The 24228-nt window shown below is 69.9% G+C and carries 20 protein-coding genes; 19 read left to right on the forward strand and 1 reads right to left on the reverse strand.

Annotated features, from left to right (window positions below; all coding sequences use genetic code 11):
• Positions 1-7 precede the first annotated feature (7 nt).
• From AC1RS9_RS04060 to AC1RS9_RS04145, 18 genes are all read left to right on the forward strand, one after another.
• Positions 8-958: a bifunctional riboflavin kinase/FAD synthetase gene (locus AC1RS9_RS04060; protein ID WP_492920585.1), complete on the forward strand. Its 951-nt coding sequence runs from the start codon at positions 8-10 to the stop codon at positions 956-958.
• Entirely contained in the window at positions 955-2085 is a 1131-nt protein-coding gene (rodA, locus tag AC1RS9_RS04065; protein ID WP_062257572.1) for a rod shape-determining protein RodA, read from the forward strand. The genes AC1RS9_RS04060 and rodA overlap by 4 nt, the downstream gene beginning before the upstream one ends.
• Before the next feature lie 64 nt (positions 2086-2149).
• On the forward strand, positions 2150-3991 hold the full coding sequence (locus AC1RS9_RS04070; RefSeq protein ID WP_062257574.1) for an AMP-dependent synthetase/ligase: 1842 nt from the start codon (positions 2150-2152) through the stop codon (positions 3989-3991).
• 204 nt (positions 3992-4195) lie between these two features.
• A complete protein-coding gene (locus AC1RS9_RS04075; RefSeq protein ID WP_062257576.1) occupies positions 4196-5620 on the forward strand; it encodes a DUF6421 family protein in 1425 nt (474 codons plus the stop codon).
• 10 nt (positions 5621-5630) lie between these two features.
• Positions 5631-6734, forward strand: coding sequence for a threonine aldolase family protein (locus AC1RS9_RS04080; RefSeq protein ID WP_492920588.1), 1104 nt, complete (start codon positions 5631-5633; stop codon positions 6732-6734).
• Between the two features lie 56 nt (positions 6735-6790).
• Entirely contained in the window at positions 6791-8794 is a 2004-nt protein-coding gene (locus AC1RS9_RS04085) for a TIGR03960 family B12-binding radical SAM protein (RefSeq protein WP_074039973.1), read from the forward strand.
• A gap of 58 nt (positions 8795-8852) precedes the next feature.
• Complete coding sequence (locus tag AC1RS9_RS04090; RefSeq protein ID WP_074045575.1) at positions 8853-9866, forward strand: hypothetical protein; 1014 nt, start codon at positions 8853-8855, stop codon at positions 9864-9866.
• Positions 9867-9941: 75 nt separating this feature from the next.
• Entirely contained in the window at positions 9942-10691 is a 750-nt protein-coding gene (locus AC1RS9_RS04095) for a TIGR03936 family radical SAM-associated protein (protein ID WP_492920591.1), read from the forward strand.
• Between the two features lie 679 nt (positions 10692-11370).
• On the forward strand, positions 11371-14583 hold the full coding sequence (locus tag AC1RS9_RS04100) for an Rne/Rng family ribonuclease (RefSeq protein ID WP_492920669.1): 3213 nt from the start codon (positions 11371-11373) through the stop codon (positions 14581-14583).
• A gap of 342 nt (positions 14584-14925) precedes the next feature.
• Positions 14926-15231 carry a 50S ribosomal protein L21 gene (rplU, locus tag AC1RS9_RS04105; protein WP_006944318.1) on the forward strand — a complete coding sequence of 102 codons (306 nt, stop codon included), beginning with the start codon at positions 14926-14928 and terminating at the stop codon, positions 15229-15231.
• 49 nt (positions 15232-15280) lie between these two features.
• Positions 15281-15547 carry a 50S ribosomal protein L27 gene (rpmA, locus tag AC1RS9_RS04110; RefSeq protein WP_006944241.1) on the forward strand — a complete coding sequence of 89 codons (267 nt, stop codon included), beginning with the start codon at positions 15281-15283 and terminating at the stop codon, positions 15545-15547.
• Positions 15548-15743: 196 nt separating this feature from the next.
• Positions 15744-17270 carry a GTPase ObgE gene (gene obgE / locus AC1RS9_RS04115; protein WP_062257584.1) on the forward strand — a complete coding sequence of 509 codons (1527 nt, stop codon included), beginning with the start codon at positions 15744-15746 and terminating at the stop codon, positions 17268-17270.
• Between the two features lie 36 nt (positions 17271-17306).
• Positions 17307-18548, forward strand: a complete 1242-nt coding sequence (gene proB, locus AC1RS9_RS04120) for a glutamate 5-kinase (protein WP_171969908.1) — start codon at positions 17307-17309, stop codon at positions 18546-18548.
• An 88-nt stretch (positions 18549-18636) separates the two neighbouring features.
• Positions 18637-18873: a FeoA family protein gene (locus AC1RS9_RS04125; protein WP_235006176.1), complete on the forward strand. Its 237-nt coding sequence runs from the start codon at positions 18637-18639 to the stop codon at positions 18871-18873.
• Complete coding sequence (locus AC1RS9_RS04130) at positions 18870-20237, forward strand: ferrous iron transporter B (protein WP_235006174.1); 1368 nt, start codon at positions 18870-18872, stop codon at positions 20235-20237. The genes AC1RS9_RS04125 and AC1RS9_RS04130 overlap by 4 nt, the downstream gene beginning before the upstream one ends.
• Positions 20238-20249: 12 nt before the next feature.
• Positions 20250-20789, forward strand: a complete 540-nt coding sequence (locus tag AC1RS9_RS04135; protein ID WP_235006172.1) for a nucleoside recognition domain-containing protein — start codon at positions 20250-20252, stop codon at positions 20787-20789.
• A complete protein-coding gene (locus tag AC1RS9_RS04140) occupies positions 20786-21445 on the forward strand; it encodes a NifU family protein (protein WP_074045578.1) in 660 nt (219 codons plus the stop codon). Before AC1RS9_RS04135 ends, AC1RS9_RS04140 begins: the two co-directional genes overlap by 4 nt.
• Positions 21429-22700 carry a glutamate-5-semialdehyde dehydrogenase gene (locus tag AC1RS9_RS04145; protein ID WP_040014386.1) on the forward strand — a complete coding sequence of 424 codons (1272 nt, stop codon included), beginning with the start codon at positions 21429-21431 and terminating at the stop codon, positions 22698-22700. The genes AC1RS9_RS04140 and AC1RS9_RS04145 overlap by 17 nt, the downstream gene beginning before the upstream one ends.
• A gap of 107 nt (positions 22701-22807) precedes the next feature.
• Here the strand turns inward: AC1RS9_RS04145 and AC1RS9_RS04150 are convergent, their stop codons facing one another.
• Positions 22808-23890: a glycosyltransferase family 2 protein gene (locus AC1RS9_RS04150; RefSeq protein ID WP_074045627.1), complete on the reverse strand. Its 1083-nt coding sequence runs from the start codon at positions 23888-23890 to the stop codon at positions 22808-22810.
• A gap of 106 nt (positions 23891-23996) precedes the next feature.
• Here AC1RS9_RS04150 and AC1RS9_RS04155 point away from each other — a divergent pair, with 106 nt between their 5' ends.
• Positions 23997-24224, forward strand: coding sequence for a hypothetical protein (locus AC1RS9_RS04155; RefSeq protein WP_006944208.1), 228 nt, complete (start codon positions 23997-23999; stop codon positions 24222-24224).
• Positions 24225-24228: the final 4 nt, after the last annotated feature.

The following is a 24228-nucleotide window of genomic DNA, read 5'->3' on the forward strand; positions in this document are numbered from 1 at the left end:
TGGCGTCGTGCTGCGCCTGACTGACCCCCACGACCTGCCCGCCGACTTCGGGCCCACCGTCGTCACACTCGGAAACTTCGACGGCGTCCACCGCGGCCACGCCGCCGTGATGCAGCGCGTCGCGGAAGAGGCTCACGCCCGTGGGCTCAAGAGCGTCGCTGTGACGTTCGAGCCGCACCCCCTCGCCGTCCTCGCGCCCGACAAGGCGCCCGAGATGCTGACGGGCATGAAGGACCGGCTGTTCCTGCTCGAACAGCTCGGCCTCGACGCCGTCGTCGTCATGCCGTTCACCCGCGAGCTCGCCGCGCAGACGCCGCGCGAGTTCGTCGAGGCGACGTTCGTCGACGCCCTGCATGCGCGCTGCGTCGTCGTCGGCAAGGACACCCGCTTCGGCGTGAAGAACTCCGGCGACATCAGGACGCTGAGCGAGCTGGGGGGCGAGTTCGGCTTCGACGTCATCGCCCTCGACGACGTCGGCCCGGGCGTGCGCTGGTCGTCCTCGCAGGTGCGCGAACTCATCGCGGGCGGCAAGGTCGATGAGGCCGCCGAGGTACTCGGGCGCAACCACTGCGTCGTCGGGGAGGTCGTCAAGGGCTTCCAGCGCGGGCGCGAACTCGGTTTCCCGACGGCCAACCTCGCGCGGGACGCCGAGGGCGTCGTCCCCGCTGACGGTGTGTACGCGGGGTGGCTGGTGCGTCGCTCGCTCGCCCAGGACGACCCCGAATACCGCTTGCCCGCCGCCATCAGCGTCGGCACGAACCCGACGTTCGACATCCCCGAGCGCACGGTCGAGGCGTACGTCCTCGACCGCACCGACCTCGACCTGTACGGCGAGATCGTCGCCGTCGAGTTCGTGCAGCACCTGCGCGGCAACGTGAAATTCGACTCGATCGAGGCACTGATCGAGCAGATGACGCGCGACGTCGAGGCGGCACGCGACCTGCTCGCGCCTGCGTGAACGCAGCGCGACGCGAGCCGCGACGCGTCCTCGCCGACCTCGCACGCCTCGACCTCGGCCTGCTGACGGCGGCGGCCGGCCTCACCGTCATCGGCATCCTGCTGACGTGGTCGGCCACCGCACACGTCTCCGGCACCGCCTTCGCCGTGCGCGGCGTCATCAACGCCGTCATCGGAGTGGGCCTCGCGGCGCTCATCATGCGCCTCGATCCGCGGACGTTGCGCGCGCTCGCCCCGGCGATCTACCTCCTCACGTTGCTCGCCCTCGTCGCCGTCCTGACACCCCTCGGCAGCACGATCAACGGTTCGCGCTCGTGGATCGAACTACCCGGCTTCTCGATCCAGCCGTCGGAGATGGCGAAGGTCGCGCTCGCCGTGACGCTCGCGTCCGTCCTCGCCGACCGCGACGACCCGCGCCCCCTCGGCCTGCGGCAGCTGCGGTTGCCGCTCGCCGTCGTCGCCGTGCCCCTGGCGCTCATCATGCTGCAACCCGACTTCGGCTCAGCCGTCGTTCTCACCCTGCTCGCGGTCTCGGCGCTGCTCGTCCCCGGGGTGCGCCGGCGGGTGCTGCTCGGCGCGGGCACCGCGCTCGCGGGAGTCGTCGCCGTCGCCCTGTTCACCCCCGTGCTCGCGCCGTATCAGCGCGACCGGCTGCTCGCGTTCGTCGACCCCACCGCCGACCCGAGTGGCATCGGCTACCAGGTGGCGCAGGTCAAGACGGCCATCGGTTCCGGGGGGTTGTTCGGTGAGGGCTTGTTCGAGGGACGCTCGACGCAGGGCGGGTTCATCCCGTTCCAGTACACCGACTTCGTATTCTCCGTCGCGGGGGAGGAGCTCGGGTTCGTCGGGGCCGTGGGCGTCGTCGCGCTCGAGCTGTTCGTCGTCGTGCGCATGCTGCACGTGGCGCGCCGTTCGGAGGACGATTTCGCGCGCCTCGTCTGCGTCGCGCTCGCCGGATGGTTCCTCGTCCAGACGCTCGAGAACCTCGGGATGAACCTCGGTCTCATGCCCGTCACGGGGGTGCCGCTGCCGTTCGTCTCGTACGGTGGATCGAGCATGTTTTCGTGCTGGGCCGCCATCGGGCTCGTCGGAAACATCCAAAAGACCCGCCGCTCTCGCCTAGGGTGAGGGCTACACCGAGGAAAACTGGCGAGTAACCACTCTGCCGAGTTGCGACTGGAGGCGCCTACCCATGGTCATGAACATCGCCGACGAGAAGTTCGAGCGCGATCTCATCGACAACCGAGCCCGCAGCGTCGCGCATCTGTTCATCGACCGCGTCGCGAAGTCGGGCCAGGACGAGGCGTACCGCTTCCCGCAGGGTGGCGCCTGGAAGTCGATGACGTGGGCGCAGACCGACACGCACGCCCGTCAGATCGCGGCGGGCCTCGTCGCGCTCGGCGTGGACGCCGAGGACCGCGTCGCCATCGCCTCCTCGACCCGCCTGGAGTGGGTCCTCGCGGACCTGGGCAACATGCTCGCTGGCGCGGCGACGACGACCGTGTACCCGACGAGCCAGCTCGCCGACGTCGTCCACATCCTCACCGACTCGGGCTCGCGCGTCGTGTTCGCCGAGGACACCGATCAGGTCGAGAAGCTGCGTAGCGGACGCGAGCAGATCCCCGACGTCGTCAAGGTCGTCGTCTTCGACGGCGAGGGTGACGGCGAGTGGGTCATGACGCTCGACGAGCTGCGCGAGCTCGGCCGCACCCGTCTCGAGGAGACGCCCGACGTCATCGACGACCGCGTCGCCGGCATCAAGCCGCAGCACCTCGCGACCCTCATCTACACCTCGGGCACGACGGGCAAGGCGAAGGGTGTGCGCCTGTCGCACGACTGCTGGACGTACGAGGCGTCCGCCGTCGACTCGACCGGTCTGCTCAACGCGGGTGACGTGCAGTACCTGTGGCTGCCCTTGTCGCACGTGTTCGGCAAGATGCTGCTGTGCCTGCCGATCCAGGTCGGTTTCCCGACGGTCGTCGACGGTCGCGTCGACAAGATCATCGACAACCTGCCCGAGACGCAGCCGACGTGGATGGGCGCCGCGCCGCGCATCTTCGAGAAGGTGTACGGCAAGATCAACACGATGATGGAGGCCGACGGCGGCGCGAAACTCAAGCTGTACCGCTGGGCCGTGGAGGTCGGCACGAAGGTGGCCAACGAGCGCGCCGACGGCCGCGAGCCCTCCGGGCGTCTCGCGATCGAGTACAAGTTGGCCGACAAGATCATCCTGTCGAAGATCCGCGCCCGCTTCGGCGGTCACGTGCGCTACTTCATCTCCGGTTCGGCGGCGCTCAACAAGGACATCGCGCTGTGGTTCTCCGCGATCGGTCTGCCGATCCTCGAGGGCTACGGCCTGTCGGAGTCGTCGGCGGCGGCGAGCGTCAACCGTCCCTACCTCGGCGCGAACCAGGTCGGCACCGTCGGTTGGCCGCTGCCGGGCACCGAGTTCAAGCTCGGTGAGGACGACGAACTGCTCGTCAAGGGTCCCGGCGTCATGCAGGGCTACTGGAACCTCGAGCGCGAGACCGCCGAGGTGCTGACGGACGGCTGGTTCCACACCGGTGACATCGGTGAGATCTCCGAGTCGGGCCACATCCGCATCACCGACCGCAAGAAGGATCTGTTCAAGACCTCGAACGGCAAGTACGTATCGCCCGGCGCCATCGAGGCGATGTTCAAGGGCGTCTGCCCGTACGCCTCGAACCTCGTCGTCGAGGGCGATGGCCGCAAGTTCGTCTCCGCGATCATCACGCTCGACGAAGACGCCATCGCCGAGTGGGCCGAGAAGAACGGCATGGCCGGCAAGAGCTACCGCGACGTCGTGACGAGCGACGCGTGCCGGGAGATGGTGCAGGGCTACGTCGACGAGATGAACCTGCGGCTCAACCGCTGGGAGCAGATCAAGCGTTTCATCATCCTGCCGCGCGACCTGTCGGTCGAGGAGGGTGAGATCACCCCCAGCATGAAGATCAAGCGCCGCGTCGTCGTCAAGAAGTTCAAGGACGACCTCGACGAGCTCTACACCGACTGACGCCCGCCCGCCGCGCGGGCCGACGAACGGGGCATTCGAGCCGATGACGCCCGGGTGCCCCGTTCGCGTGCCCGCACGCGCGCCGAGTCCGCGCAGGTCACGTGTGCCTCAGGTCATCACCACCCTTCGTCTCGCGATAGTGTGAGGGGCGTCAAGTCCCTTTGCCGCTTACATCGGCTCGCACTCAGCGATCGGAGGTTGTCCATGTCCAGTGCCCAGCTGCTCACGTCCACCCGTGAGGTCAAGGCCGTCGTCGGGGAGCCCGAGGTCGTCGAGGACACCACCGCGTGGAGCGAGCTCAAGGCCGCATGCGAGGCCATCGCCGCGATGCAGGTCAAGGACGGCTCTCTCGCCCCCGAGGCTGACGCCGGCGCCGCAGGCGCCGAGCTCGAGCGCGCCGTGACGGCGATCGAGGCGCTCGCGCCGTCGTTCCCGCACGACGCCGCCTACCTCGACGCGCTCGTCGTCGACCTGCGCCGGTGGGCCGACCACGGTTTCGGCGTGCCCGACTTCCTCGACTCGCTCGTCGCATTCGACCCGCAGAACCAGCGCGAGGACGGCGTTCGCCACCTCGTCGTGTTCCCGATGTACACCCAGAACGGTTCGCCGAACCGTCACCTCGAGGCCGTCCTCGTCGAGGTGATCTGGCCGGAGTTCATCGACACCCTCGAGCGCGAGTACGAGAACCCGCTGTTCGTGCCGCTGCGCTTCGTCGACTTCACCTCCGGCTACGACACGAACTCGGCGGTGCTGTTCACGGAGACCGTCGCGACGCGTGAGACGCCCGTCTTCACCTGGGGTGCGATCTTCCAGGACCGTGAGGCAGCGCGCTACCGGCGCGTCGTCAGCGAAGCCGCGCGCATCACGAAGCTCGAACTGCCGAGCGGGGCGCAGGCGATGCTCGAGGATCAGTCGCTCACCGAGGCGACCTTCATCATGTGGGATCTCATCCACGACCGCAGCCACATGCGCGGCGATCTCCCGTTCGACCCGTTCATGATCAAGCAGCGCATGCCGTACTTCCTCTACTCGCTCGAGGAGTTGCGCTGCGACCTCACGGCGTTCCGTCACTGCGTCGACCTCGAGCGTCGTCTCGGCGAGCGCGTCGTCGCGGGGGAGAACCTGACCGCCGTGGAGCGTGACACGCTGACGCATGCGCGCGGCGTGCAGTACGCCGTCCTGCTCGATCGCATCTTCCGGTTCGCGCTCACCGGCGGCCGTGTGCGCAACTACGACGGTCTCGGCGGGCAGCTGCTGTTCGCGTGGCTGCACCAGCGTGGCGTGATGAACTGGACGGACTCGAAGCTCACGGTCGAGTGGTCGCGCCTGCCCGCCTGCATCATCGAACTCGCCGACGCCGTCGACGAGCTGTACTGGCGCTCGATCGACCGCCCCAAGGTCGCGCACTGGCTCGCGGCGTACGAGCTGATCCGTTCCGTTCTGACGCCGCACCCGGCGTCGGTGTGGGCGCGCGGGCTGCCCGACGAGGTGCTCGCGGGGCCGCCGAAGGGCTACACCGACGCGGTGCTCGACGACGAGTTCCCGCTGTCGATGTTCTTCGAGGCGCTCGAGCGCAAGATGGCGCCCGTCATCGCCTCGACGCGAGGCATCACGGGCCGCGATGACTGAGGAGACGACGATGAAGCACGAACCGTTCGAGGCGCTGCACGACACCGCGCGGCGCGACTTCGCGTCCGACAACTACGCGGGGATGCACCCCCGCGTCGTCGAGGCGCTCGCCGCGGCCAACGGCGGCCACCAGGGCGCCTACGGTGCGGACGACTACACGCAGCGGCTGCAGGAGGTCGTGCGGGGCCACTTCGGTGACGACGCGATCGCCTACCCGGTCTTCAACGGCACGGGCGCGAACGTCCTCGCGCTGCAGTCGATGCTGCCGCGCTGGGGCGCCGTCATCGCCGCGACGACGGCGCACATCCATGTCGACGAGGGTGGCGCGCCGGAGCGCACCGGCGGGCTCAAGCTGCTCACGGTCGAGACCGAGGACGGCAAGCTCACCCCAGAACTCATCGACCGCGAGGCATGGGGTTTCGGGGACGAGCACCGCGCCCAGGCCGGCGTCGTGTCGATCACGCAGTCGAGCGAACTGGGTACGCTCTACACGCCCGACGAGATCGCCGCGATCGCCGAACACTCGCACCGATTGGGGCTCAAGGTGCACCTCGACGGCGCGCGGTTGTCGAACGCCGCCGCCGCGCTGGAGGTGCCGCTGCGCGCCATCACGACGGACACCGGCGTCGACGCCATCAGCCTCGGTGGCACGAAGAACGGCGCGATGCTCGCCGAGGCCGTCGTGGCGCTGACGCCCGAGGCGTGTGCGGGGCTCGGGTTCTCGCGCAAGTTCCTCATGCAGCTGACGTCGAAGATGCGCTTCGTCTCCGCGCAGTTGCTCGCGCTCTACGACGGTGAGCTGTGGCGCGAGAACGCGACGCAGGCCAACGCTGCGGCGCGGCGCCTGCGGGCCGGGATCGAGGCCGAGCAGGCGCGCGGTGCGCTCGGTGAGGTCGCGTTCACGCAGCCGACGCAGGTCAACGCCGTCTTCGCGACGCTGCCGGCCGACGTCGCGAACCGACTGCGCGAGAGCTACCGGTTCTACGACTGGGACGAGGCACGCGGCGAGGTGCGCTGGATGTGCTCGTTCGACACCCGCGACGAGGACGTCGACGCGTTCGTCGCCGCGCTCGTGGCGGCGTCACGCCGTGGAGGTGAGACGGGCAGCGCCTGAGCGGGCGCCCCGGCGACGATTGGGCGCTCGTCCTGGGCCGAACTACCCTGGGGGACATGTCTGGTGAGTCTGTCTTCCACGATCTCGAGCCGCTGCTGGAGCAGGTGAACAAGCCGATCCAGTACGTCGGTGGCGAGCTCAACGCCCAGGTCAAGGACTGGAACTGCGGCGGCTACGGCCCCGACGGACAGGAGCTGACGACGCGCTGGGCCCTCATGTACCCCGACGCCTACGAGGTCGGCGTGCCCAACCAGGGCGTCATGATCCTGTACGAAGTGCTCAACGAGCGTGATGACGCGCTCGCCGAGCGCACCTACTCCATGTGGCCGGACATGGAGGCGAAGATGCGTGAGGCGGGCGTGCCGCAGTTCACCGTCGACGGCCACCGCAGCGTGCGCGACTTCGACGTGCTCGGCATGTCGTTCTCGACCGAGCTCGGCTACACGAACATGCTGACGGCGCTCGACCTCGGCGGAATCCCCCTGCACGCCGACGAGCGCACGATCGACGACCCGATCGTCCTCGCGGGCGGGCACTCGGCGTTCAACCCCGAGCCGATCGCCGACTTCATCGACGCCGCCGTCATCGGTGACGGCGAAGAGGCCGTCCTGCTCATCACCGACATCATCAAGGAGTGGAAGCTCGCCGAGCGCCCCGGCGGGCGTCGCGGGCTGCTGCTCGAACTCGCGCGCACGGGCAGCGTCTACGTGCCGTCGATGTACGAGGTCGACTACCTGCCCGACGGGCGCATCCAGCGTGTCGTGCTGAGCGAGGAGGCGCACGGTGTGCCGTGGCGCGTCGCGAAGCACACCGTCATGGATCTCGACGAGTGGCCTTACCCGAAGCAGCCGCTCGTGCCGATGGCCGAGTCCGTCCACGAGCGGATGAGCGTCGAGATCTTCCGCGGCTGCACGCGTGGTTGCCGTTTCTGCCAGGCCGGCATGATCACGCGCCCCGTGCGCGAGCGTTCGATCACAGGCATCGGCGAGATGGTCGAGAAGGGCCTCGCCGCGACCGGCTTCGAGGAGGTGGGCCTGCTCTCGCTGAGCTCCGCCGACCACACCGAGATCGCCGAGATCTCCAAGGGCCTCGCCGACCGCTACGAGGGCACGCAGACGGGTCTGTCGCTGCCGTCGACGCGCGTCGACGCGTTCAACATCGACCTCGCCAACGAGCTGACGCGCAACGGCCGCCGCTCGGGTCTGACGTTCGCGCCCGAGGGCGGCAGCGAGCGCATCCGCAAGGTCATCAACAAGATGGTCTCCGAGGACGACCTCATCAACACCGTCGCCGCCGCATACGGCGCGGGCTGGCGTCAGGTGAAGCTGTACTTCATGTGCGGCCTGCCCACCGAGACCGACGAGGACGTCCTGCAGATCGCCGACATGGCGCGCCGCGTCATCGAGACCGGGCGCCAGGTGAGCGGCCGCAAGGACATCCGCTGCACCGTCTCCATCGGCGGGTTCGTACCGAAGCCGCACACGCCGTTCCAGTGGTGCGCTCAGCTGTCGGCCGAGGCCACGGACGAGCGGCTCAAGAAGCTCAAGGACGCCATCCGAGCCGACAAGAAGTTCGGTTCGAGTATCGGCATGCGCTACCACGACGGCAAGCCCGGCATCGTCGAGGGCCTGCTGAGCCGCGGCGACCGCCGCGTCGGCGCCGTCATCGAGGCCGTGTGGCGTGACGGCGGCCGCTTCGACGGCTGGAGCGAGCACTTCAGCTACGAGCGCTGGATGGGGCAGGCTGACGCGGTCTTCGCCGCCTCCGAGCACCCGATCGACGTCGACTGGTACACGACGCGTGAGCGCGGCGAGCTCGAGGTGCTGCCCTGGGATCACCTCGACTCCGGTCTCGACAAGGACTGGCTGTGGCAGGACTGGCAGGATGCCCTCTCCGAGGAAGAAGTCGACGACTGCCGCTGGACGCCGTGCTTCGACTGCGGCGTGTGCCCGCAGATGGACACCGACATCCAGATCGGCCCCACGGGCAAGACGCTGCTGCCGCTCACCGTCCTCGGTGAGGGTGCGAAGAAGTTGGCCGCCGCCGACCACGCGCACTGACGTGGGCGCGGCGTCATGACGATGCGACTCGTCTCGACGGGGCGCCGGTGAGACGCCGATGAGCCCACGACGTGCTCGCCGCGGCGTCCACAGGCGCGATGCGCGCGTCGACATGCTGCGCGGGCTCGCCCTCGTGTCGATGTTCGTCGCCTACTGCGCCCCGGACGACGGCCCGTTCCGACTGGCGGCGTTGACCGAGTTCGCGACGGCGCCGTTGTTCGCGCTTCTCATCGGCATCAGCGCGATGCTCGCGGACCGGGGCAACGCCGGGCTGACCGTCTCGTTCGTCCGGGCCGGGGTGCGCGCGGCCGTGCTCGTCGCGCTCGGGTTGTGGATCGAGCCGTGGGGTGCGCAGGTCGACGTCGTCCTCGTCTACCTCGCCCTGCCGACGCTGCTCGCGCCCCTGCTGGCGCGGCTGCCCGACACGGTGCTGCTCGGGATCGCCACGATGTCGTGGGCTGCCGCACCCGCCCTGCTGAGCTGGGGCCGCACCCGCAGCACCGAGGCTCTCGTCGCCGGCGACGACGTGGGCCACCGTTTGTGGGACGTCGTGGTCGCGGGGCCGCACTACCGCCTGACGACGCTGCTCGTCTTCACCTGCCTCGGCATCGTGCTGTGGCGCTGGACACGCGCCGTCCCCGCGTGGAGCGCGGGCCTGGCGGGCCTCGTCGCACTCGCAGGGGCCGCGTTGCTCATGGCGGCGAAGACGTCGGGGCGCCTCGCGTTCGAACCGTACGACGGCAGTCACCTCGAGATCGTGCTCGAGGCGCTGCTCGTCGGGGGATTCGCGCTCGCCTGGTTCGCCGTCGTGCCGGAGCGCTTCTGCCTGCCGGCGCTCGCCGCCGCGGGGTCGATGACGTTGAGTGTCTACGTCCTGCAGATCGCCTACCTCGCCTGGTACGTGCGTGAGCTGCATCCCGGCGAACGCGACGACGCGTGGGGCAACGTCGGCGTCCTGTGCGTCGGCGCCCTCGTGTTGCCGATGGCGTGGCGCTCGCTGGTCTCGCGCGAACCGTGGTCGCGTGGGCCCCTCGAGGGCGCGACGGCCGCCGTCACCCGCGGCATCCGCTGAATCGCGTGCCTCGTCGTGCCGGCGAGCCGAGTGACGGTGCGGTGATCCGCGCGCCCTTGCGTCGACGGTAGGCTCGTGCTCGTGGCACGTCAGCGAGTTCCCGAAGGTCCGCCCCCCGCACCCGCCGTCCAGAAGGTCTCGGTGAGGTACGCCAAGCGCGGACGTCTGCGTTTCTCCTCGACGCGTGACTTCCAGCGCGCCCTCGAGCGTGCCGTGCGTCGCGCGGGGGTGCCGATGGCGTTCTCCGCAGGCTTCCACCCGCACCCGCGTATCTCGTACGCGAACGCCGCGCCGACGGGGGCCGCCTCCGAGGCCGAGTACTTCCAGCTGCAGTTGACGCAGCAGTGCGACCTCGAGGCGCTGCGCGCAGCGCTCGACGAATCGTTGCCGCAGGACATGGCCGTGCTGCGCGTCGTCGAGGCCGCACCGGGAGCGCTCGCCGACCTGCTCCAGGCCAGCGTGTGGCAGCTCGACTTCGAAGGCGTCACGCTCGAGACAATCACCGACGCCGTGGCGACGTTCATGGATCGCGCCGAGCTGCTCGTCACCCGCATGACGAAGTCGGGTGCGCGCGAGTTCGACGTGCGTCAGGCCGTCCTCGCCTCCGACGTCGTGCTCGTGCGCGCCGGAGATGCCGACGGACGTGACCTCGTGCGCTGGACGATGACGATCCAGCACACGACGCCCGCGGTGCGCCCCATCGACGTCATGACCGGTCTCACCGAGCTGACGGGCCTGCAGGTGCCGCGTTCGCCCCTCATGACGCGTCTCGCACAAGGCGTCCTCGAAGCCGGCGGCCGCGTCAGCGACCCGTTCGACGCCTGAGACCTCCATCCGAACGAAGCCCCCGGGCGGGAGGCGTCGGTCGGGAGGCGCAGCGTGGGGGAGGCGCTGTGACGCCATGTGGACACGAGGGTGCCGACCTGCCGGCACTCGTGGGGTGACTGTGCGATAATGCGGGTGGAACGTGCAGGTCTCACAGAGCCTGTCGCTCCCGCAGAACCTTCCGACCGCGCCGTCGGAGCGCAGGTGATGCGGCGCGAGCCGCAGCCGATGCACCGCGAATCGCGCGAGGGTGGCCGACGCATCGTCATGCGAAGCCGCCGACCGAGAAGCTCTGCGGCGTGACGTCCGGTGCCGCGCGCAGCGCGAGCCGACGAGCCACGTAGAAGACGACTTCCGTCCTGCGGACACGAACGATCGCAGGCGATACGAACGATCCGCGCCGCGGCGCGTGCAAGGCCCAGGTGGTCTTTCTGTGGCACACGTCGTGCCGACGAAGAAGGAGGGCCCCGTGGCCCCCGAAAATCTTGAATTCCCCTTCGCCAGCCCGTTCGCGGCCGGCAGCCCCTTCACAGCGCCGCAGGCCGAGCCCGCGCAGGACGCTGACACGAGCGACGAGGTCGAGGCCATCGACGGTGACGAGGACGTCACCGATGGCGACTCGGGCCAGGGCGCGCCCGCCGGCGCCGCGTTCGGCCTCGTGTTCCAGGCCGCCGACCCGATGACGCGCGTGCCCCGCCGCTCGCGCCGCGCCGATGACGAGTCGCCGCGTGACGAGGCACCCGCGGGCCGCGCAGGTGGCGACGACGACGAGGCCGACGAGCAGCCGCGGCCCGCGCGTTCGCGCAGCCGCCGCCGTCGCGGTGATGACGCGCAGCACGACGAAAATGGCGACGCGTCGTCCGACGACGCCGCTCACGGCTCGCGCGAGGACGCGGACGATGCGGGCGCGAAGCAGTCGGCCGACACCGACGACAACCACGACGCGAACGACGAGAACGATGAGAACGACGACGAGCAGACCCCTCGGCGCCGACGCGGCGGCCGTGGCCGTCGCGGCAACAAGGGTGACGACGCCCGCGACGGTTCGCAGGCTCAGCACGACGACGCCGACGACCGCGACTCCGGTTCCAAGGGTGGCAACGCGAAGCACGACGACGCGGCGCAGGGCGACGGCTCCAAGCGCGACGGCAACGCCGCGCAGGACGACAGCTCGAAGCACGACGACGCCCAGGACGACGCGGGGTCGCGCAAGCGCACGCGCCGTCGCCGTCGCAGCGGCTCGGGTCAGGGCTCGGACGGCGACGACGCGAACACCGTGACGAAGGTGCGCGAGCCGCGTCGCGCGAAGGACGAGATCACGTCCATCAAGGGCTCGGTGCGCCTCGAGGCGAAGAAGCAGCGCCGCCGCGAGGGCCGTGAGGCGGGACGCCGCCGCACCGTCATCACCGAGGCCGAGTTCCTCGCACGCCGCGAGAGCGTCGAGCGCGTCATGGTCGTGCGCGAGCAGGAGGGGCGCACTCAGATCGGCGTCCTCGAGGACGGGGTGCTCGCCGAGCACTATGTCTCGCGTCAGGAGCAGGCGAGCTCGATGGCGGGCAACGTCTACCTCGGCCGGGTGCAGAACGTGCTGCCGTCGATGGAGGCGGCGTTCGTCGACATCGGCCGCGGGCGCAACGCCGTCCTGTACGCCGGCGAGGTCAACTGGGACGCCGCCGGTCTCGACAACCAGCCCAAGCGCATCGAGCACGCCCTCAAGGCGGGCGAGAGCGTCCTCGTCCAGGTGACGAAGGACCCGATCGGCCACAAGGGCGCCCGCCTGACGTCGCAGATCTCGCTACCGGGACGCTTCGTCGTCTTCGTGCCGGGCAACTCGATGACGGGCATCAGCCGCAAGCTGCCCGACACCGAGCGCGCGCGCCTCAAGCGCATCCTCAAGGAGGTCGTGCCGGCCGACGCGGGCGTCATCGTCCGCACCGCCGCCGAGGGTGCTTCCGAGGAGGAGTTGCGCGCCGACGTCGAGCGCCTCATGAAGATGTGGGAGCGCATCCAGGCGAAGGCCGAGACGGCCAACGCGCCGTCGCTGCTGCACGGCGAACCGGATCTGACGGTCCGCGTCATCCGCGACGTGTTCAACGAGGACTTCGCGAAGATGGTCGTCTCCGGCGAGCGTGCCTGGAACGAGGTGCACACCTACATCTCCGAGGTCGCGCCCGACCTCGTCGAGCGCCTCGAGAAGTGGGAGGGCGACGAAGACGTCTTCGCCGAGCACCGCATCGACGAGCAGCTAGCCAAGGCCATGGACCGCAAGGTGTGGTTGCCGTCGGGCGGTTCGCTCGTCATCGACCGCACCGAGGCGATGACGGTCGTCGACGTCAACACCGGCAAGTTCGTCGGCTCCGGGGGCAACCTCGAGGAGACCGTGACGAAGAACAACATCGAGGCGGCCGAGGAAATCGTGCGTCAGCTGCGCCTGCGCGACATCGGCGGCATCATCGTCGTCGACTTCATCGACATGGTGCTCGAGGCGAACCGCGAGCTCGTCGTGCGTCGCCTGCTCGAGTGCCTGGGCCGCGACCGCACGAAGCACCAGGTCGCCGAGGTCACCTCGCTCGGCCTCGTGCAGATGACGCGCAAGCGCGTCGGCGCGGGCCTCGTCGAGGTCTTCTCCGAGACGTGCGAGTCGTGCCAGGGGCGCGGCATCGTCATCCACGACCACCCGGTCGAGAACCGCGACATCAACGGCAACGACACGAACCGCAAGGGTCGTGGCGGGCGCGGTGGTCGTGGTGGCCGTGACACCCCGGGCAACGGTTCGCACGGTTCGACCGGCGGCTCGAACGGCGGTCAGCACCAGGGTCGTCAGGACGAGGCCGGCGAGTCGAAGGCGGAGCGCGACAACGGTTTCGCGCAGATCGCCGCGGCCGCGCACGCCGCAGCGATCTCCGCGGGCGACAAGTCGGCGACGTCGAAGCCCGTCTCCACCGCGTCTGACGACGACGCCGTCATGACGGTGTCGCCGCAGGACGGCGCTGGCTCGGCTGAGGCTGCTCCCGAGACAAGTGCGCCCAAGAAGTCGGGCACGCGCCGCTCCGGTCGCGTCAAGCCGCGCTCGGAGCGCGTCGCCCAGGCTGCTGCCGACGCCTCGACGGACGCGGGCGACGTGACGAGCGCGCCTGCGGCGAACGAGGGTGCCGCTGCCGACATCGCGACGAACGGCACGACGGTGAGCGGTTCGGCTCCTGCCGACGCGGGCAGCGCTGCCACTGCGACGGCGTCGACGGCGCAGGCCCCGACGGCGCGTCGTCGCGGTTCGCGTCGCGCGGCGGCGTCGACGGGTGCGCCCGCACGAGCCGGTGAGGCGAGCGTCATGACGGTGCCGGCGGCATCGGCGTCGGCATCGACCGCACCGTCCGAGGCATTTGAGTCGGGCACGTCGACCTCGGCTACGCCGTCGACTTCGGCGGCACTGGCGAGCTCCGGCACGGACACGGCATCGACCGACGGCCCGACGCTGGGTGCCGCATCGACGTCGGATGCTCCGGCGAACGCCACGTCATCGGCAGTCGTCACCTCGTCGGCCGGCACGACGCCGGCGCCGATGAAGCGTCCGCGTCGCCGCGCCGGTTCGAGCGCGGGTGCGCCCGTCACTCTGCAGCCGGTCGACCTCAGCGCGCCGGCGTCGTCGCCGGCCCCGTTGACGAAGGTCGCAGGGGAGGACGGCTCGGCGTCGAACTCGACGGGTTCGACCACGACGAGCGACGCGACCACCGCGAACGACACGGCCACGGCCCACAACACGGCTACGGCGAGCAACACGTCTGACGCGGCGTCGGCTGCCGTTGGCGAGCAGAAGGCTCCGGCACGCAAGAAGCGTGCTCGCGTCAGCTCGCCCGCCGGGGCACCCGCGCCGAAGGCAGCGAGCGACGACTGATCGATCGCGCGGGGCGCGCACCACGTCGTCCCGACGATCTTGGGGGCCGAAACTCCGCATGGCGGATTTTCGGCCCCCAACCGTCGTCGTGAAGACTTCAATCCGGCACCGCGGAGTTTCAGACCTCAAGCGTCCTGGCGAGGCGAGGCACCGACAGCCGGCGGGCCATCAGGACGATTTGGGCCCCGCACCCGCCGCCAGGTATTCTTTACGTTTGGTGCGCCCACCGCGCCCGATGTCCCGTCACCGCCAGCCTGCGCCTCGTGCGTGTGCGCGGCGAAACCGGGGTAGCTATCGGCCGGTCAGACAGAGCGAGCGTGCCATGACGAAAGAGAGTCCAACGTGTACGCGATTGTTCGCGCGGGTGGTCGCCAGGAGAAGGTCTCCGTCGGCGATGTCCTCCTCATCGACAAGGTCTCGGCGCAGCCGGGCGAGAGCATCGAGCTGAAGCCGCTCATGCTCGTCGACGGTGCCGACATCACGGTCGAGGCCGACAAGCTGGCCGGTGTCAAGGTGGCCGCCGAGGTCGTCAAGGCCGCCAAGGGCCCGAAGATCACCATCATGAAGTACAAGAACAAGACGGGTTACCGCAAGCGCCAGGGCCACCGTCAGCCGCTGACGCAGATCAAGGTCACCAAGATCGGCTGAGCCTCGCGCTCACCCCTGATCTTCCACAGATTTCGAAAGAGGCTCTGACATGGCACACAAGAAGGGTGCATCCTCGACCCGCAACGGTCGTGACTCCAATGCACAGCGACTCGGCGTGAAGCGCTTCGGCGGCCAGGTCGTCGGCACGGGCGAGATCATCGTCCGCCAGCGCGGCACGCACTTCCACCCCGGCGAGAACGTCGGCCGTGGCGGCGACGACACGCTTTTCGCCCTCGCCCCGGGCGCCGTCAAGTTCGGCGAGCGCAAGGGCCGCAAGGTCGTCGACATCGTCGTCGAGCCGGAGATCACGGCCTGATCGCTCACGCGATCATCTGATCACCCCGCGTGAGGGGGTGAGCCCGCGCGTCGCGGCTCACCCCCTCACGTGCGTCTCGGAACGCTCATAGAATCAACGTGGTGACGCATCGACGCGGCACCGCATCACGGCGGCACCACGGGCCTCACGGGCCCGGCCGCGCCACGCGCCTCGCGCGCGCCGAAAGGAATCACCCATGGCAACCAACTTCGTCGACCGCGTCGTCCTCAACGTGACGGCCGGCAACGGTGGGCACGGCGTCGCCTCCGTGCATCGTGAGAAGTTCAAGCCGCTCGGTGGCCCGGACGGCGGCAACGGCGGGCACGGCGGTGACGTCGTCCTCGAGGTCGACCCGCAGGTGACGACGCTGCTCGAGTACCACAAGAGCCCGCACCGCAGCGCGCAGAACGGCAAGCCGGGTGCCGGTGACGAACGCAACGGCGCCGACGGCGACGACCTCGTCCTGCCCGTGCCGGAGGGCACCGTCGTCAAGGATCGCGACGGCACGATCCTCGCCGACCTCGTCGGTTTCGGCAGCCGTTACGTCGCGGCCGCCGGTGGCCGCGGCGGCCTCGGCAACAAGGCCCTCGCGAGCCAGCGGCGCAAGGCGCCCGGTTTCGCGCTGCTCGGCGAGCCGGGGGAGAGCAACGACATCGTGCTCGAGCTGAAGACGCTCGCCGACGTCGCCCTCATCGGTTTCCCGAGCGCCGGCAAGAGCTCGCTCGTTTCCGTCGTCAGCGCCGCGAAGCCGAAGATCGCCGACTACCCGTTCACGACGCTCGTGCCCAATCTCGGTGTCGTGACGGCTGGTTCGCAGCGTTTCACGATCGCCGACGTGCCCGGTCTCATCCCCGGCGCGAGCCAGGGCAAGGGCCTCGGCCTGGAGTTCCTGCGTCACGTCGAGCGCTGCTCGGTCCTCGTCCACGTCATCGACTGCGCGACGCTCGAGCCGGGCCGTGACCCGATGAGCGACCTCGACACGATCGAGCACGAACTGAGCGAGTACGTCGCCGACGAATCCCTCGGCGGCAAGCCCCTTTCCGAGCGCACCCGCATCGTCGTGCTCAACAAGGCCGACGTGCCGGACGCCCGCGAACTCGCCGAGATGGTCAAGCCCGACCTCGAAGCACGCGGCCTCGAGGTGTTCATCGTCTCCGCCGTTGCGCACCAGGGCCTCAAGGAGCTGACGTTCGCGCTCGCCAAGCACGTCGAGCAGGCGCGTCAGGAGGTCGAGTCGGCCGTGCCGGCGCGCGTCATCGTGCGTCCGAAGGCCATGGACGACGCCGGGTTCCGCATCGTGAAGGAGGGTGGCACGCACGGCACGCTGTTCCGTATCGTCGGGGATCGCCCGACGCGCTGGGTGCGCCAGACCGACTTCAGCAACGACGAGGCCGTCGGCTACCTCGCCGATCGTCTCAACCGACTCGGTATCGAGGAGGAGTTGTTCAAGGCGGGCGCGGTGCCCGGCTCGACCGTCCTCATCGGTCCCGGCGACAACGCTGTCGTCTTCGACTGGGAGCCCACCCTGCAGGCCGGCGCCGAACTGCTCGGCGCCCGCGGCACCGACCTACGCCTCGAGGAGGCGTCGCGTCCGTCGCGCGCCGAGAAGCGCGACGAGTTCCACAACCGCAAGGACGGTCAGCGTCTGGCGCGCGAAGAGCTCGCGGCCGAACGTCAGGCCGGAGTCTGGACCGAGCACGAGAGCTACCGCACCGAGGAGTGACGCGCCCCGCGCGTCGGTGCAGCAAGGAGTCGCCCGATGAACGCAGACGCCACGACGACCATGCCCGACGAGCACGCCACGCGTGCGGCTGACGTGCGCGACGAGCACGATCATGCCGAGCACGCCCCGCAGACGCCCCCGACGACCCCTGCCGTCGACGGCGACGCGGTGCGCGCGCAGGTCCGCGAAGCCAAGCGCGTCGTCGTCAAGGTGGGGTCGAGTTCGATCACCCACACGAGCGGCGGCATCAACCACGAGGCGCTGACGGAGCTCGTCGGGGTGCTGGCCGAGCGTCGGCACGCGGGCAAGGAGGTGCTGCTCGTCTCCTCCGGAGCCATCTCTGCGGGGATGGGCCAGCTCGGCATGCCGACGCGCCCGACGGAGCTGCCGCAGGCGCAGGCCGCAGCTGCCGTCGGGCAGGGACAGCTCATGTCCGCGTACTCGCTGCTGTTCCAGGGTCTCGGGCTGACGATGGGGCAGGTGCTGCTGACGACGGAGGACGTCACCCGCCGCGCCACGTACCTCAACGGCCGCTCGACGCTGCAGACGCTGCTCGAGTTCGGCGCGGTGCCCGTCATCAACGAGAACGACACGGTCGCGACGCAGGAGATCCGCTTCGGTGACAACGACCGGCTCGCGGCGCTCGTCGCACACCTCGTCGACGCCGACGCGCTCATCCTGCTCTCGGACGTCGACGCCCTCTATGACGGTCCGCCGAGCCGCGAGGGCACCTCGCGGATCCCGTTCGTCGCGGACGTCGCCGCGATGGATGACGTCGAGATCGGCGGCACCGGATCCGGTGTCGGCACCGGGGGCATGCGGACGAAGGTCGACGCGGCGCGCATCGCGACCGCAGCCGACATCCCGACGATGCTGACGTCGATGCCGAACGCGCGCCACGCGCTGCTCGGCGAGCAGGTGGGCACGGCATTTGCGCCGACAGGTCGTCGTCGCAGCGCGCGACGCCTGTGGCTCGCGCACGCGACGCACCCGGCCGGGCGCCTCGTGCTCGACGATGGCGCAGTCGAGGCCGTGCGGACGAAGGGGCGCTCGCTGCTTCACGCGGGTGTCATCGAGGCGCAGGGGCGATTCCTCGCAGGCGACGCCGTCGACCTCGCCGACCGTCACGGCCACGTGTTCGCGCGCGGGCTCGTCAACTACGACGTCGCCGACGTGCACCGTGCCATGGGGCGCACGACTCGCGATCTGAGCGACGCCATCGGCCCGGCTTTCGAGCGCAGCCTCGTCCACCGCGATCATCTGGTGCTGCTGCCCTGAGCCACTTGTTCGGCCCGGGGGAGTAAAGTGAGCCTTGCCTATGATCGCCGCGTCCCGCGACGATGCGAGTGCTCCGAAGGTGAGGCCCATGACGACTCTCGACCTGCTGCGGCCCGGCTCCCACGCCACCGTCGTCGGATTCGATGCGTCCCGGTGCGCCGACGCCGTCCTGTGTCGCCTGCGCGAGCTCGGCTTCCGCGAGGGTGAACAGATCGAGGTCGTGCGCCGTGCGCCGATGGGCGATCCGATGGTCTTCCGTGTCTGCGAATACGAACTCTGCCTGCGTCGGCGTGACGCGGGTGCCATCCGCGTCGACGTCCTGTGAGCTGCCACGCCCCCGATGACGTCGCGACAGCGGACGCCGCGACGAGCACCCGCGTCGCGCTGCTGGGCGCGCCGAACGCCGGCAAGTCAAGCCTCTTCAACCGACTCACCGGTCTGCGCGCGAAGACGGGCAACTACCCGGGCGTGACGGTGTCGCGTTCGTTCGGAGACGTGCGCGCAGGCGAGACGAACCTCGTCCTCGAGGATCTGCCGGGCACCTACAGCCTCGAGGCCGTGAGCCCCGACGAGCAGGTCGTCGTCGATGCCCTCGCCGGCCGACTCGACGGCGTGCCGGCACCCGACGCGCTCATCGTCGTCGCCGACGCCACGACGTTGCGACGCTCGCTGCCCTTCCTCGCGCGCGCGATCGCGTTGGGCAAGCCGACGATGCTGGCCCTCACGATGATCGACGAACTGCACGCGCGCGGCGGCCGCCTCGACGTCGCAGCCCTCGAGCGGGCCCTCGGCGTGCCGGTGCGGGCCGTCATGGCGGCGACGGGCGCGGGGGTCGACGACATCCGCGCCCTGCTCGCCGACGTCCCCGCCTGGACGCGGCCCGTCGTCAGCCCGCCGACGCAGGATGCGCAGCTCGCGCCATGGTCGCGTTCGGTGCTCGCGGCCGCCGAGTACACGCCCGCCGGGCAGGACACGCGCTCGCGGCGCATCGACGCGGTGCTGCTGCACCCGGTCGCCGGTCTCGCCGTGTTCTTCGCGACGATGTTCCTGTTCTTCCAGGCCATCTTCACCGTCGCCGCGCCGCTGCAGGATCTCGTCGAGCAGGGGTTCGCGTGGCTCGGCGCCCAGGCGCAACACATCCCGAACGACACGCTCGCCTCACTCGTCGGCAACGGCATCATCGGTGGTGTCGGCGCGACGCTCGTCTTCGTGCCGCAGATCATGCTGCTGTTCCTCGTCCTGTCACTGCTCGAGAACGTCGGGTACTTGTCGCGCGCGGCGTTCCTCATGGACCGGATCATGGCCGCCACGGGGCTGGAGGGCCGCGCGTTCGTCGCGATGCTCAGCTCGTTCGCATGCGCGGTGCCAGGCATCATGGCGACGCGCACCATCCCTTCGTCACGCAACCGCATCGCGACGATCATCACTGCGCCGCTCATGACGTGCTCGGCGCGCCTGCCTGTCTACGTGTTGCTGACGTCGCTGCTCGTCGAACCGGGGCAGCGGTACGGGCCGTTCAACGCGCAGGGCCTCGTGCTCTTCGGGTTGTACGTGCTCGGCGGGCTGTCGGCCCTCGTCGCGGTCGCCGTGTTCAAGGCGACGGCGCTGCGCGATGCGTCGCTGCCGTTCTACATGGAGATGCCGCCGTACCGCTTCCCGTCGATCCGCAACGTCGTGACGACGATGTAACACTCGGTGCGTATGTTCCTGCGCAAGGCCGGCGGCATCATCCTGACGACGACGGTCGCGCTGTGGGTGCTGCTCAACTTCCCGGCCCGCGGCGCCGAGACCGCCGGGATGGGCGACACCGAGAAGGCCGCGTACGTCATCGACCACTCGTATGCCGCCTCGATCGGGCGGTTCATCGAGCCGATCTTCGCGCCGCTCGGGTTCGACTGGCACATCTGCGTCGGGCTGCTCGGCGCGACGAGTGCGCGCGAGGTCTTCGTCGCGACGCTCGGGCAGGTGGCGAGCGCGACCGACCCCGAGGACCCGCGCGCGGCGCTCATGAAGATGACGTTCAGCGACGGCCCGCACGCCGGGCAGCTCGTCTTCACGACGGCGACGGTCGTCGCGCTGCTCGTGTTCTTCGTCTACGCCCTGCAGTGCGTCTCGACCATCGCGATCATGCGTCGCGAGACGAACACGTGGCGCTGGCCGGCGATCGCGTGGGCGTACATGTTCGTCCTCGCATGGGGCATGGCGTTCCTCGCTCGCCACATCGTGCTCGCGCTCACATGAGCGACCTCGCCCTGCACCCGGAGGCAACACCCGATCCAGACGTCGTGCGGTGGCGCTTCTCCGGAGCGCGGTGCGACGTCCCGCTCGGAGCGCTCGCGGCGTGGCCCGAGGCGCTGACGCGCGCGGGCGCCGGCGACATGGTCAGCGAACCGGGCGCGCTCGTCGTCAGGCTGCGCGCGCCGCACACGTGGGCGAGTGACGGAGCAGCCGTGCGCGACGCGCTGAGCGACGTGCTTGCTGACACGTCGAGCCGATTCGTTGCGCGTGAGCCCGGCGGCGTCGAGCCGAGCGATGCCTCGAGCAACGCCGACGGGGACGCCGTGGGCGAATTCGACGAGGGCGCTGCCGACGACACCGAGATCGCCGAGCAGGCCCGAGTGGTCGTCGCGGACGTCGCCGAGCAAGTGGCGCACTCGCACGGCGGCGACATCACGCTGATCGGCGTCGAGCGCGGCGTCGTCACCGTCAGCCTCACGGGCGCGTGCGACGGCTGCCCCGCGGCGGCGATGACGCTGCACCGGCGCATCGAGGACGAGCTGCGCGCGCGGGTCGGCGTGGTGCGCGAGGTGCGTGCCCACACCGTGAAGAAGCGCTCGGGCGGACTGGAGCGAGGCGGGCGTGCGCTCCTACAGTGGGCGCATGAGCGACGTCGCTGAAGAAACCCGTCACCGCATCGAGACCGCCGGTCGCGCGGCGCGCGCCGCGTCGAAACGCCTCGCGCTGCTCTCGCGCGCCGAGAAGGATACCGCGCTGCTGACGCTCGCCGACGCCGTCGAGGCCGCGTCCGCGACGATCGTCGCGGCGAACGAGGAGGACCTGGCGCGGGGCGCTGCGGGCGGCATGAGCGAGAGCCTGCAGGATCGGCTGCGGATGACGCCCGAACGCGTCACCCAGGTCGCGCAGGCGCTGCGCGACGTCGCGGCGCTGCCCGACCCCGTCGGCGAGGTGACGCGCGGCAACACTCTCGCCAACGGCTTGCAGATCAAGCAGGTGCGCGTGCCGATGGGGGTCGTCGGCATGATCTACGAGGCGCGCCCCAACGTCACCGTCGACGCAGCGGGGCTCGGATTGAAGAGCGGCAACGCGATGATCCTGCGCGGCGGCTCGGCCGCGGCGGCGACGAACGCCGCGATCGTCGAGGCACTGCGCGCCTCGTACGAACAGCAGGGACTCCCCGCCGATGCGGTGCAGTTGCTCGACGGCGGCCACGACGACGTGACGGCGCTCATCACCGCGCGCGGTCTCGTCGATCTCGTCATCCCGCGCGGTGGGGCCGCGCTCATCGAGGCGGTCGTCACCGGTTCGAGCGTGCCGGTCATCGAGACGGGCACGGGCAACGTCCATGTCTACGTCGATCGCGCGGCGGATCTCGACATGGCGCTCGACATCACCGTGAACTCCAAGACGCACCGGCCGAGCGTGTGCAACGCGGCCGAGAGTCTGCTCGTGCACGCCGACGTCGCCGAGACGTTTCTGCCCCGCGTGCTCACCGAGCTCGCCCAGCGCGGTGTCGTCCTGCACGCCGACGAACGCGCCGCTGCCCTCGCCGGTGGCGTCGCGACCCAGCCCGTCACGGATGAGGCGTGGGGCACCGAGTTCCACGGCCTCGAGATGTCGGTCGGTGTCGTGGACAGCCTCGAGGGGGCGATCGCCCACATCGATGGCTACTCGACGCATCACACCGACTGCATCGTCACCGAGGACCGCGCGGCAGCGCGCACGTTCGCCGCGCAGGTCGACTCGGCCGTCGTCATGATCAACGCCTCGACGCGTTTCACCGACGGCGGCGAGTTCGGCTTCGGCGCCGAGATCGGCATCTCGACGCAGAAGCTGCACGCACGCGGCCCGATGGCGCTCGCGGAGCTGACGACGACGAAGTGGATCGTCGACGGCGACGGCCAGATCCGCTGACGTCACTCGCGCCGCATCCTGACGACGGTCCCGACGTTTCGGGGTGACGCTCGGCGCCTGAAGCGCGTTCGTCGCGGCCCGGCGCCCACCGCCCGGCGCCCGGAGCGTCATGACGCCTGGGCGAGCACCTCGAACCCGGGTTCGGCGACGGGGTGTGTTCCGTCTGCGCGGGAACCACTCTGTGTCTCGACGCCGGAGCGAGCATCATCGCCCGTGCCCTGGCCCCCGGCCTCGAACGAGTCGTAGGCGACGTAGTGGGTCGGGCGTGCCTGGGCCGTTTGGAACAGGCGGCCCACGTACTCGCCGAGCACGCCGAGGCACAGCAGCTGCAGCGCGCCGAAGCCGCTGACGACGACGATCGTGGACGCCCATCCGGTGATCGAGTGACCCGTCAGCTTCGAGACGACGGCGAATGCGGCCACCGCGAAGGCGAGGACGAAGCCGGCGAGACCGAACCACGTCGCGAGGCGCAGCGGAGCGCTGGAGACGCCCGTGACGGAGTCGAGCGTCAGCCTGATCATCTTGCTCAACGGGTACTTCGACTCGCCGGCGGCCCGCTCGTCGCGGCGGTAGCCGACGTCGGCCGACGGAAAGCCCAGGGCCGGCACGACGAGGCGCAGCACCCGGTTGGTCTCCGGCAGCGCGAGGACGGCGTCGACGGTCGTGCGCGACATGAGTCGGAAGTCGCCGGCGTTCATTGCCCCACGCGCGCCGAGGCGATGCATGAGTGCGTAGAACGCCTCGGCGGTGACGCGCTTGAAGGCGGTGTCGGTGCTGCGGTCGGTGCGCACGCCGTAGACGACGTCGACGTGTTCTCGCTCGGCCACCTCGAGCATCTGGGCGATCACCTCGGGTGGATCCTGCAGATCGGCGTCGATCGTCACCATCCAGCGTCCCCGGGCTCGGGCGAGGCCCGCGCTGATCGCCGCCTGGTGCCCGGAGTTCGCGCGCAGCTGGATGAGACGCACCTGCGGCCACGTCCGACGCATCGCGTGCAGGAGCGACGCGGTCGCGTCGCGGGATCCGTCGTCGACGCACACGACCTCGTACGGCACCTCGAGCCCGTCGAGGACGGGGCGCAGGCGTTCGGCGAACAGGGGCAGGACCTCTTGCTCGTCGTACATCGGGACGACGACGGACAGGTGGGGTGCGCCGTTGGGGAGGGTGTCGAGGCTGGGGTGGGAGGTCATGGCTACCTTCTCGGCGGATCGGCTCGTGCGCGGTGGCACCGTGTCGATCGAGACGTTAGGAAGGGTCGCTGTCATCGGGCTGTGCTGAGGCAGTATCCTTGCTTTCATGACGTCGTTCGTTTCGCTTGTCGCCGCTGTGGATGTTCCGGAGCTCGAGGAGAACCACATCGCCATGCCGCCGTGGGCCTTCGGTCTGATGGCCCTGTGCATCTTCGGCCTGTTGTTCGCGCTGCTGTGGGCCTTCCGCAACACCGCGGCCCGCTACGGTGCCCCCAAGGGCCACGGCCCCGCCGGTGTGCGAGGTGGGGGTCAGAACCAGGGTGTGAACCACTGACATC

The sequence above is a fragment of the Dermacoccus sp. MPR-E5 genome (assembly GCF_058809565.1).